Annotated in this window: 7 protein-coding genes; 4 read left to right on the forward strand and 3 right to left on the reverse strand. The window is 45.2% G+C overall.

Annotated features, from left to right (window positions below; translation table 11 throughout):
* The first annotated feature begins 117 nt into the window (after positions 1-117).
* From ACFQ2O_RS15785 to ACFQ2O_RS15795, 3 genes are all read left to right on the forward strand, one after another.
* On the forward strand, positions 118-3,030 hold the full coding sequence (locus ACFQ2O_RS15785) for a PAS domain S-box protein (protein WP_377529747.1): 2,913 nt from the start codon (positions 118-120) through the stop codon (positions 3,028-3,030).
* 82 nt (positions 3,031-3,112) lie between these two features.
* On the forward strand, positions 3,113-5,074 hold the full coding sequence (locus ACFQ2O_RS15790; RefSeq protein WP_377529751.1) for a tetratricopeptide repeat-containing sensor histidine kinase: 1,962 nt from the start codon (positions 3,113-3,115) through the stop codon (positions 5,072-5,074).
* Positions 5,075-5,248: 174 nt separating this feature from the next.
* Positions 5,249-5,731, forward strand: a complete 483-nt coding sequence (locus ACFQ2O_RS15795) for a GAF domain-containing protein (RefSeq protein ID WP_377529755.1) — start codon at positions 5,249-5,251, stop codon at positions 5,729-5,731.
* A 249-nt stretch (positions 5,732-5,980) separates the two neighbouring features.
* Here the strand turns inward: ACFQ2O_RS15795 and ACFQ2O_RS15800 are convergent, their stop codons facing one another.
* Complete coding sequence (locus tag ACFQ2O_RS15800) at positions 5,981-8,182, reverse strand: M3 family metallopeptidase (protein ID WP_377529760.1); 2,202 nt, start codon at positions 8,180-8,182, stop codon at positions 5,981-5,983.
* Positions 8,183-8,669: 487 nt separating this feature from the next.
* Entirely contained in the window at positions 8,670-9,566 is an 897-nt protein-coding gene (locus ACFQ2O_RS15805; RefSeq protein ID WP_377529765.1) for an SDR family oxidoreductase, read from the reverse strand.
* A 245-nt stretch (positions 9,567-9,811) separates the two neighbouring features.
* On the opposite strand from ACFQ2O_RS15805, the gene ACFQ2O_RS15810 reads away from it, so the two are divergent.
* On the forward strand, positions 9,812-10,114 hold the full coding sequence (locus tag ACFQ2O_RS15810; protein ID WP_377529769.1) for a hypothetical protein: 303 nt from the start codon (positions 9,812-9,814) through the stop codon (positions 10,112-10,114).
* Between the two features lie 187 nt (positions 10,115-10,301).
* Here the strand turns inward: ACFQ2O_RS15810 and asnB are convergent, their stop codons facing one another.
* Positions 10,302-11,987: an asparagine synthase B gene (gene asnB / locus ACFQ2O_RS15815; RefSeq protein ID WP_377529772.1), complete on the reverse strand. Its 1,686-nt coding sequence runs from the start codon at positions 11,985-11,987 to the stop codon at positions 10,302-10,304.
* Positions 11,988-12,026: the final 39 nt, after the last annotated feature.

Below are 12,026 nucleotides of genomic sequence, written 5' to 3' on the forward strand. Positions count from 1 at the left end.
AGTTAAGTTTGATTAACTATTCTGATGTTCTTTCAAGATAGCAGTGCGCTGATAGGCGAAATTTTATCAGGATATTAATAAAGTAATAAACGTAGTTGGTGTTTTTACAGAAGAAGGATGAGAGCTGGTAGAGAAATAAGCTTCTATGAGAATATGATTAAATATTCTCTTGATATGATTTGCTCCATCGATCGTAATGGGTGCTTTGTGTATGTAAGCGATGCATGCCATTCCATTCTTGGCTACGCAAGAGAAGAAATGGAGGGGCATTACTACCTGGAGTATATACAGCAAGTGGAGCAGGAGCGTGTCCGACAGGTGGCTGAGGATACATTAGCAGGGTACGAAACTACTTCTTTTGAATGCAGTTGCCTGCACAAAGACGGATACCTGGTGCCTGTTTTATGGGCTATGGTCTGGTCAGAGGATGACGGGGTGGCCTTCTGCACTGGCCGCGATATAACGGAGCAGACAAGGGCAAAAGAGAAGCTGCGCGAAAAGGAAGACCTTCATAGCGCTTTTATAGAACACGGCTCTGATATGTTAGCGCTGTTTGATGAGCAAGGCACCTATCTCTATAACTCAGGAGCTACCTTAAGAGACTTAGGTTATGAGCCGGAGTCGCTCATTGGCCGCAATGCCTTTGAGTATGCCCATCCTGATGATACGCATGCATTGATGCAAAACCATGCATTGCTGCTAAGTGAAGCGGGCAAGGTTGTAAAGCAGAATTTTCGCTACAGGAGCGCAACCGGCGAATGGAGATGGATAGAAGCTACCTGTAATAATCAGTTACACAACCCGCATGTAAAAGCACTGATTACAAACTCCCGTGATATCACTGAAAGCAGGAATTACGAGCAAAAAATTATCGAGAGCGAACAACAGTTTAAGGCATTATTTGATAACAACCCTGAAGTTGTCATAATTGAAAACCTACAAGGAGTAATTCTGGATATTAACTATGCAGGTGAGTTATTGGTAGGTTTAAGGAAAGAAGATATAGTTGGACAGCATCTTGCAAATTTTCTAAATCCTGAAGCCGCGGGAATTTGCCTAAAATACCTGCAACTTGCTTCTGAAGGCCAGACATTACAGTTTGATGTGGAAATGGTGCATAACCAGGAGATGCTTATTCTGTCGATAACCAAAATTCCTGTAATTGTAGAAGGCAAAGTAATTAAGGTACACTCGGTAATCAGAGATATAACAGCGCTTACACAGTCTCACAGAATTGTAAGAGAGCAGGCCAAAAAGCTTAATACAATTTTAGGAAGCATAAAAGATGCCTTCTGTATACTTGACAAAAACTGGATCTATACTTATACCAACAGCGAGTTCGAAAAGCTGTTAGGGGTATACCAAAGAGATATGATTGGGGAGAATATCTGGGATCATATGCCTGGAGGTACCAACAGTGTCTACTATCAGCATTACAGCTACGCGATGGAATCTGGGAAAACAGTTTCTTTCGAGGTATACTCTCCCGAACTCAAACTCTGGCTGCACCTGAAAGCGTTTCCGTCGGAAGAAGGACTTTTGATTTATTTTAATGATATCACAGATAAAGTAGAAGTTAGGCAGGAGCTGGAGAAGCTATCGTTGGTGGCAAGCAAAACAACCAACGGCATTATTATTACAGATGTAGATGGCGTAGCTGAATGGGTGAACGAAGGATTCACGAATCTGACCGGCTATACCTTTGCTGAGACAGTGGGGGTAAAAGTCCGTTCTCTTATACACGGGGAAGAAACAGATCAGCGCATTGCGGCTACGATTGAAGAGAAACGCAGGCAAGGAGTGCCATGTACAGAAGAAATACTGATTTATAACAAAGCAGGGGAGAAGCGTTGGGTGCTGCTAGATTGCTCTCCTGTGCGTGATGATGCAGGTAATATAACACGGTCTATACTTATCCAAACTGACATTACAGACAAAGTAAAGTCACAGAAAGAACTGGAGAAGCTTTCTTTGGTTGCCAGCAACACGACAAATGGTGTCATCATCACAGATCCAGAGCGCAGGATTGAGTGGGTAAACAAAGGCTTTGTTACTTTAACAGGCTATAGTCTGGAAGATGCTAAAGGCAAAAGACCATCAGAACTATTGCACAACCCAAGGGCTACCACAAATGAATTTGAATTGGTAAAAGACCAAATGCTGAGAGGCGAACCTGTGGCTTTTGAGAAGCTGAACAGCAGGAAAAACGGCGAGGAAATATGGCTTTCGATGCAGGTTAACCCTATTTTTGATGACCAAGGCAAACTTATCCAGTACATAACTACCCAGACCGATATTACTGCCTTAAAAAAGTCGGAGCTGGAGTTGTCAGAACTCACCAAAGATCTTTACAGGCATAACCGTGACTTGCAACAGTTTACTTACATCGTATCCCATAATTTACGGGCTCCTGTTGCCAATATTTTGGGCTTGACCAACATGTTAGCCAAGTTAGATAGAACTACAAATGTATACGATAAGACGCTGGATAACCTGATTGTAAGCACACAGCGCCTTGACTACATCCTGAAGGACCTTAATGAGATACTCTCCATACGGGATAATAAACTTACCCTTGAAAAGGAAAAGGTAGATTTAAAATCTAAATGGCAGCAGGTAATTGATAGCCTTCGGGAGCCACTGCAGGCCTGTGGCGGCGAAATAACTTTAGATATTAAAGATGGCACCAGTGTAAATGGAAACAGCGCTTATTTGTATAGCATATTTTACAACCTGCTTTCTAACGCTATCAAATACAGGGCTGCAGAGCGTCCGCTTCAGATTGGTGTAAAGCTGTATGGCTCAACTAAATTGGGCACTTTTATTTCTTTAACTGATAATGGAACCGGCTTTGATATGAAGCTGGCAGGCAACGACATGTTTAAGTTGTACAAGAGGTTCCACGCCTCTGCTGAAGGACGTGGCATAGGTTTGTTTCTGACTAAAACCCATTTGGAAGCTATGGGGGGAGATATCAAAGTAAGTAGCCAGGTTGGTGTAGGAACACGGTTTTTACTACAGCTGGCATAAAACAAGGCATAAGCAGCTAGTTCTAAATGAAAAGCTGTAACGGCAAAAAACACAAGCACATCAGGGGGATTCCAGTAACCAAATGAGATTTTATACTTCAGTTTTATACTGTATCATCATCAGTTTCTTTCCACTTTCGGCACTTGCCCAGACAGGTTCTGGCCAGCAAGGTATTGCTGATGCAGCAGCTTACAAAACCATCGACTCGTTAAACACTCTTGCTTTTAAGATCAAGAGGAATGATGTGGATCATGCGCTGACGCTACTTCATAAAGCAGCAAGTATGTCTATAAAGCTGGAGTATAAAAAAGGCGAATCTGTTTCGTATCTGAATGAAGCAGGTATTTTTCAGCAAAATGGATATACTGAGAAAGCCATTGCCTTGTATTATAAGTCACTCGGCATCAGCCAGGAAATAAAAGATACTCTCAATGTAGCCAGGGCTAGTCAGCAGATTGGCAATGCACTGGTTGAAGGCGGTGACTTAAAGGGAGCAGAGAAGCTTTTTAAAGAAGCTATGAAAAGCTATCTGGTCTTAGGTTTAAAAGATGATCTGGTGAATGTCTTCAATAGCCTTGGGCTACTATATATGGCGCAAGAAGATTTTGACGCTTCTGAAGAGTACTTCCAAAGTGCCCTGCACGAAAGCCAACAGCAAGGGTATACTTATGGCCTCAAGAAAGCCAACTTTCATTTGGGCCTGCTGCACATCAAGAAGCATAACTTGCCAAAGGCTAAGGCTTTTCTGTATAAAGCACTGGCTATAGATGAAAAGAACGACGACAAGTATGGCCTTTCTCTGGCAAAAAACAAGCTGGCTTTTATAGCGGCAAAGGAAAACGATTTTGATCAAGCTACCAAACTGGCTGAGGATGCACTGCAGGATGCCAAAGCTATTACAGCATCGCAATTGGTGATAGAGGCAATGGAGACTTTAGCCCTTATCAACAAAGAGCAAAAGAAATTTGAAGAAGTTATTAAATGGCAGGAGGCGCTGATAAAGCAACAGCAGGAAACAAGTGCTCGAGAGAAGTCTTTTGGACTGAGCTTTCTGGAAATTCTGGAGGAAAAGCAACAAGCACAACTAGCCTCTAAAAAGCAGGCCCTGCAGGCTGAGCAAAAAACCAAAGAAATATTTCAGGTGCTAGAAGTAGCCGGCCTGGCAAGTATAATTTTGCTGATCTTAGCTTACTTGTGGTATAAAAATTACGCTAAAGCAGTTAAATACAGTAGAGAACTGGCTGCTAAGAATGATGTGATTGAGAAGAATGCGCATATACTGGATGCATTGAACAAGAGCATTATCAAACAAAACATAAGCCTGGAAGAAGCCAATACTATGAAAGGCAAACTTTTTTCTATCATATCACACGACTTGAGAGGGCCTATTGCTTCGGTTAAGGGCGTGCTGGATCTGATCGGGCGTAAACCTATGTCGGAGGCTGAAATAAAGCGGATTCTGGCCATGCTAGGCCATGAAGTAGATGTGGTTATGGGTATGCTGAACAACCTGTTGGCTTGGTCTAAGGCGCAGCTGCAGGGCTCTGTAGTGGCACTGGAGCCCATCGAGGTGCATCAGCTAACAGGTGAGAATATTGATTTTGCTGCCCGGGAGGCAAAGCAGAAAGAGATTAGCCTTATAAATGAAATTCCCGAGAATATGATACTCATGGCGGATAAAGAGCGCCTGAACTTTGTTTTACGTAACCTGTTGATGAACGCCATTAAGTTTACGTACCAGGGCGGTAGCGTAAGGGTGCACATGCAGGAAGGAGATGACTCCGTTGCCCTTGTGGTGACCGATAACGGAAAAGGCATTGCTCCAGATAATATACCTAAGCTGTTTACTGATAAGCGCTTTACAACTGCGGGAACGGCTAAAGAGAAGGGGACAGGCTTAGGGCTTGTGTTTAGCAAAGACTTTGTCGAGAGCCTGGGCGGTAGCATTCGTGTAGAAAGTATAGAAGGAGAAGGCAGCTCATTTTTTATCTGTCTGCCAAAGCTGGTTTTAGATACAGTGGGGGAAGCTTCTGTTGTATTTTAAACGCGTATTTTAAGTTAGTTTGCACCTCAAGGGTTTGCAGAAGTATGCCTTGTGCCGCATCTGTTCAAGGCAGTAGCTGCTAAAAAGTGAAATCAGTGTATCTTACATCGGCTATACTTTCGTATTGCTTATACTGCAGAAGCTTATTTCTACAACTTATTTAGCAAACAAAACATGCACGCTACAACTACATCTATTCTTGCAACCCTTCAAAACGAACAAAATTCGGTTTCATGGCAAGAGTTATTATCTGATATCATTGTTACATTTGATTGCTCTACCGGCACCATCCACACGCTAGACAAAAGCACGGGGTTACTGGCGCTACAGGCCCAGCAGGGTATTCCCGAATTTTTGCTGCCGAAAATGGAAAGGATTCCTATCGGGAAAGGTATGGCAGGCATAGCAGCCGAGCGTAAGCAACCGGTGGAAATGTGCAATCTGCAAACCGATGATTCAGGAGTGGCCCGGCCAGCTGCCAAAGAAACAAAAGTGGAGGGCTCTATTGCCGTGCCGATGTTGCTGGACGGTGAACTATACGGCACCTTAGGTATAGCAAAGCCAGTACCTTATGATTTTACCGAGGAAGAGACTAGCAACCTGATGAAGATCGGGGAGGCCATGAGCCGTTATATTAAGGCTTCTTCTGTAAACTAAATTAAACCATCTAACCCAGCTGCTGCAAAGGCGCTGTACGCTTTGAGGGTCTCTCTTCTTGTTACTCCAGTTAATTGTGAAGACCTGATGTTACAGGCTCGTTGATTTACAACTCTGTGCCAGGGGCAGTTGCTTTAGGTATAAAAGTATAAACTCTGTGAAAAGAGAAACAAAAAAGGGCTGTAGGATCACCTACAGCCCTTTATACTTGTACTTTTGGAAGCCACTAATTAGCAACTTCCTCAAATTTTACTTCTTATTGGTTTTGCTCTGCGCAGGCACCGGGAAGCCACGGTCACGCATCAGGGCATCTATCTTGGCATCGCGGCCACGGAATAAGCGATAAGCCTCTGCTGGGTCCATGGAGTTTCTAGGGGCAAACAGGTATTTCACCAACTTGGCGGCTACCTCTTTGTCATAGAATCCACCTGGAGCTTCCTCAAACGCTTCTGCCGCATCAGAGGTAAGTACATCCGCCCAAAGGTATCCGTAATAACCTGTGGCATAACCTTCACCGGAGAACACGTGTCCGAAGTGTGGCGAACGGTGACGCATGACAATTTCCTTCGGCATGTTAAGGGCAGCCAATGTTTCTCTTTCAAACTTATCAGCATCCATCCCTGCAGGATCTACGGTGTGGTATTTCATGTCCATCAAAGCAGAAGCCAGGAATTCAGTTGTCGCAAAGCCTTGATTGAAGGTAGATGCCTTCTTGATTTTAGCAACTAACTCTGCTGGCATCGGCTTGTCTGTTTCGTGGTGGCGCAGGTACTGGTTGATTACTTTATCCGTAGATAACCAACGCTCCAACAGCTGCGACTGGAACTCAGTGTAGTCTCTCACACCGCCGTTCAGGGTTGGGTACTTCACGTTGGAAGACAGGAAGTGCAGCGCATGGCCAAACTCGTGGAAGAACGTGGTCGCATCATCCCAGGAAACCAACACTGGCTCTCCCGGAGCTGGCTTAATGAAGTTTGAGTTGTTAGATGCCAGTACGGTTTTCTTGCCGTTAAATGTAGTATGGCTGCGGTAAGGCGAAGCCCAGGCACCAGAGCGCTTACCCTGGCGTGCAAACGGATCAAGATACCAAAGGCCAATGTGCTCACCTGAGGTCTTGTCTGTCACTTCCCATACTTTCACATCCTCATGGAAAACAGGCACAGAACCTTCCGGTACCGGCGTAAAATTATAGTTGAACAGCTCGCCGGCTGTAAAGAACAGCGCCTGTGTCAGGTTATCCAGTTGCAGGTACTGCTTTACCTCGTTGGAGTTCAGGTCATACTTCTGCTTGCGTACTTTTTCAGCGTAGTAGCGGTAATCCCAAGGAGCAATTTTAATCTTGGCACCTTCGGCATTCGCTACTTTCTGCATGTCGGCTACTTCTTCTTTTACGCGAGCTAAAGCAGCAGGCCAAACAGCATTCATCAGGTCCATGGCACGCTCAGGCGTTTTAGCCATACGGTTCTGCAAACGCCATTCAGCGTAATTGTCGTGGCCTAAAAGCGCCACACGCTCATCACGCAATTTTAAAATCTTGGCAATATTTTCGTTGTTGTCGTTGGCATCGCCATTGTCAGCACGGCTGTAGTAGGTGTTCCATACTTTCTCGCGCAGCTCTCTGTTGTCTGAGTAAGTCAGGAACTGGTCCATAGACGAGCGGGTGTTAGTAACCGCATACTTGCCTTCCTGCCCACGGTCTGCCGCAGCTTTGGCTGCCGCTTTCACAAACGAATCTGGCAAGCCACTTAACTGGTCTTTGGTAAGGTAAGTTACGTAGTTTTCCTCATCAGCCAGGATGTTGTTTGAGAAAGTAGTATAAAGCGATGAAAGCTCTTTGTTGATGGCAGCGTAACGCTCTTTCGCAGCAGCATTCAGGTTGGCGCCTTCCATGGCAAAGTTTTCATACACCAGCTCCACTACACGCTGCTGATCAGCTGGAAGTGGGTTTTTCTGCGCGTTTTCATACACTGTTTTGATGCGCTCAAACAGCTTCGTGTTTTGAGATATCTTAGACGAAAACTCGGACAACTGCGGCGCCAGTTCTCCCTGTATTTTTCTGAACTCAGGCGTAGATACGTTGCTGCCCCAGATGCTGTAATAAGTCATCGCTCTGCCAAGTTCCTCACCTGCTTTTTCCATTGCAACAATGGTGTTTTCAAACGTAGGCGCAGCAGGGTTATTGGCAATCGCTTCGATCTCTGCCAAGTTCAGCGCCATGCCTTTTTCTACGGCAGGCTTTAAGTCTTCCAGCTTCATCTTATCGAAAGCTGGAACGCCGCCATAAGGGCCGGTCCACTCTGCGAGTAAAATATTGTCAATCTCTTTTTTCTGTTCCATAACAGCTTGTGTTTGTTGCGGCTTCTCCTGCACTTTAGCAGAATTACAGCCTACCAAGGCCAGCAGTACAAGCAAGCCTGACTTTTTACCGGCTAGTATAATTGGGTTTCCCATAGGTGTTTTTAAGATGTGTTTAGTCTCTGTTATTCAGACACCGTTGGCCTGAACGATAGCACAAGTTACTAAAATCTGTGTTGACTTGTGTTTTTCACCTCTAAATGCATGCTTTTGAAGATGATTTATACCTCTTTACAACCCAAAGTTTATGCCAGGACGTATGCAAATAGAAAAACTGATTTTATATGGATCCACTTAAATTAATTTCGGCCATCGCTATACCGGCAGCAGTAGTTGTACTCAGTATTCGTATTACACGCTTGATTGTAAACAAGTAGCAGTTTAGGGTATAGCTTATACTTTAACCTAACATGTAGGGTGCTCAGGCTGATGTCAGAGTTCTTTAAGAGTTACCTTCATGCGTTGTTGTGAGCTGTGGGTGACACTTGCCTAGGCTGCTGTAAGATCAAGATAAACCCCGCTATACTTACAATCTAAGTAAGTACAGCGGGGTTTTAGCTGTTATAGCTACGTCAATCTATAATTAAATAGTTGGTGTGCCTCCTGTTACCTGAACAGTAGAGCCTGTCATGTAGCTGGAGTCCTGCGAGGCCAGCAGCACGTAAATTGGTGCCAGTTCCGCTGGTTGTCCCGGGCGTTTGAGCGGTACACTCTTGCCAAACTCCTTCACCTTATCTTCTGGCATGGTGCTCGGAATAAGCGGTGTCCATACTGGCCCTGGTGCCACGCAGTTCACACGTATACCTTTGTCTGCCAATATCTGCCCCAGGTTAGCTGTAAAGTTCTGAATGGCGCCTTTCGTGGCTGCATAAGCCAGCAACACCGGCGATGGCTTGTAAGCGTTTACCGACGTAGTATTTACGATGGTGCTGCCCGGCTTCATGTGTGGTTCAGCAGCTTTGCACAGGTAGAACATAGCGTAAATATTGGTCCGGAAGGTACGGTCCCACTCGTCACTCGGGATGTCCTGCAGCGACTCTCGCGCCATCTGGAAAGCAGCGTTGTTTACCAGCACATCAATCTGCCCAAACTCGTCTACAGCGCGCTTCACTATCTTTTTGCAATGCTCCTCCTCACTTATATCACCCGGTACAAGTATAGCTTTGCGCCCTGCTTCTTCTACATACTTAGCTGTTTCTTTGGCGTCTTTGTCTTCGCTTAAGTATGAAATCAGTACGTCGGCACCTTCGCGGGCAAAGGCAATGGCCACTGCACGGCCTATCCCTGAATCTCCCCCTGTTATAATGGCTTTGCGCCCCTCCAACTTGCCCGATCCTTTATAAGACTTCTCGCCGTGATCAGCATCTGGCGTAAGTTCAGCTTCAGTGCCCGGCACCTCCTGCTCCTGGTCCGGAAAAGGAGGTTTGGTATATTGCTCTTTCGGGTCTTGCATGTTATTATTTTCGTTTTTTTGGCTCATAGCTTTATGTGTTTATAGTTTGAACTAGACGATTATACTTACACGCTGTTCCAGCAAAGTAGGTTATACTTAGTGAAGGCCTGTTTTATCTATGAGAACATAGGCTTACTAGGAGATAAGCACCTTTGTAAAGGACTTTGCTTTTCCTGAGCAGGGGCTGGTTATACTTGCCTGTTTTGCTTTTTGTATATAATCGTCGGTGCGTGACGCATGGCAAAAGAACGAAGAGCTTTATCTTTGCCTTTATGAATTCTATCAAGCTTAGCTCTTACTTCCGGCTTTATGCTTTTTCTGATTACCAAAGTATGAAACTGGCTTTGCCTTACATGCGACAGGTGGTATTGGCGAAGCAGCTTAAAGAAGTAGAGGAGCCAGAGATAAGAAAGTACATGTGGCGGGTAAGCGGGCGGGGCTATAAGAATTACCTGGAGCCCATTTATACCTATAACACAAAACCGTCAGCTATTGACTCGCTGATCACAGCCTTGCAGGAGCTTTACAAGCGCAACGGGTTTTCGGCTAAATACATCGTGGTGGAGCGGGGGTAGGCGACGCTGTGCTCAAGTATACCTGCAGGAAAAGAATGCTCCGAGCTCTATTTATTTTTAACGCAGTTAAGATGTGAAGTATAGCTTTCCCTCTCAGTATTGGCTGCTACTCAGCAAGTATAACTTACCTGGAAAAACAAGCCCCACAAGTTATTTATACTTGTGGGGCTTGCTTGGAAAGGCTTTCTTATTCTACCAGCTGTGCTGTTTTATAAGCGTCGGCATGTACGTTGGCTACTGCTCTGCCCGATGGGTCATTCAGGTTTCTAAATGATTCGTCCCAGGCCAAAGCAACAGGCGAACTACAGGCCACAGAAGGAACCGATGGCACAGAAAGCGCCGCCGCATCGCTGGGGAAATGGCTCGAAAAAATGGAACGGTAATAGAACTCTTCCTTGCTCGACGGAGGTTGAATAGGGAACTTAAAATGAGCGTTTGCGAGTTGCTCATCACTAACTTTCTGGCTCACCATCTCTTTTAAGGTGTCAATCCAACTGTAGCCAACGCCATCAGAAAACTGCTCTTTCTGTCGCCAGGCCACACTTGCAGGAAGGTAATCTTCGAAGGCTTTGCGTAGCACCCATTTTTCCATGCGTTCCCCGTTTATCATTTTGTCATCAGGGTTAATGCGCATGGCTACATCCATAAATTCTTTATCAAGGAAAGGCACGCGCCCTTCAATGCCCCAGGCACATAACGATTTATTGGCACGCAGGCAGTCGTACATGTGTAGCTTATCCAGTTTGCGCACTGTTTCTTCATGAAACTCCTGGGCGTTGGGAGCTTTATGGAAGTATAAATAGCCGCCGAAAATCTCATCGGCACCTTCTCCGGAAAGCACCATCTTGATACCCATAGCCTTAATAGCGCGTGCCATCAGGTACATAGGTGTAGAGGCCCTGACAGTGGTAACGTCGTAAGTTTCCAGGTGGTAGATTACATCTTTTATGGCATCTATCCCTTCCTGTATCGTAAACTTTATCTCGTGATGAATGGTGCCTAAATGGTCTGCTACTTTTCGGGCAGCTGCCAAGTCAGGGGAACCTTCCAGGCCGATGGCAAAGGAGTGCAGCTGTGGCCACCAGGCAGCGTCTACATCGTTGCTTTCAATGCGCTTTTCAGCATACTTTTTTGCTATGGCTGATGTGATGGAAGAGTCAAGGCCGCCTGAAAGCAAAACGCCATACGGCACATCGCTCATTAGCTGGCGGTGTACTGCGGCTTCCAACGCTTCACGAACTGCTTTAATACTGGTTTCATTTTCAGCAACGTTTTTGTAATCCATCCAGTCGCGGTCATACCACTTTTGAAAGCCTTCTTCGTTGCTGGATAGGTAATGGCCGGGAGGGAAGAGTGTTATTTTACCACATTTCCCTTCCAAAGCTTTCAGTTCAGAGGCCACGTAGAAAGTGCCGTTCTGATCCCAGCCGATATATAGTGGAATGATACCCATGTGGTCGCGGGCAATCAGGTAGGCATCGTTCTCTACATCATAAATCGCAAATCCGAAAATGCCATTCAGTTCATCTAAAAAAGCAGCACCCTTTTCTTTATAGAGCGCAAGTATAATTTCACAATCTGATTTGGTTTGGAAGTTATAGGGGCTGTTCAACTGATTCCGTAATTCCAGATGATTATAAATTTCACCGTTGGCAGCAAGAACCAGCTTTCCGTCCTCGCTCAACAGCGGCTGCTTACCAGAAGTAGGATCTACAATAGCCAAGCGCTCGTGCGCAAGTATAGCTTTATCGTTACTGAAAATTCCGCTCCAATCGGGGCCACGATGGCGAATACATTTTGCCATTTCCAGCAACTGAGGCCGCAAAATTTCAGCAGACTCTTTTAAATCGAAAGCACAGACAATTCCACACACAGTTTTAGATGTTTTGTGATCAATATTTCATATTTTAAT

Source organism: Pontibacter rugosus (assembly GCF_042678745.1).
Lineage (GTDB): Bacteria > Bacteroidota > Bacteroidia > Cytophagales > Hymenobacteraceae > Pontibacter > Pontibacter rugosus.

Coding starts and splice junctions, on each gene's coding strand:
- ACFQ2O_RS15785 (WP_377529747.1), top strand. CDS start 118: ATGAGAGCTGGTAGAGAAATAAGCTTCTATGAGAATATGATTAAATAT.
- ACFQ2O_RS15790 (WP_377529751.1), top strand. CDS start 3,113: ATGAGATTTTATACTTCAGTTTTATACTGTATCATCATCAGTTTCTTT.
- ACFQ2O_RS15795 (WP_377529755.1), top strand. CDS start 5,249: ATGCACGCTACAACTACATCTATTCTTGCAACCCTTCAAAACGAACAA.
- ACFQ2O_RS15800 (WP_377529760.1), bottom strand. CDS start 8,182: ATGGGAAACCCAATTATACTAGCCGGTAAAAAGTCAGGCTTGCTTGTA.
- ACFQ2O_RS15805 (WP_377529765.1), bottom strand. CDS start 9,566: ATGAGCCAAAAAAACGAAAATAATAACATGCAAGACCCGAAAGAGCAA.
- ACFQ2O_RS15810 (WP_377529769.1), top strand. CDS start 9,812: ATGAATTCTATCAAGCTTAGCTCTTACTTCCGGCTTTATGCTTTTTCT.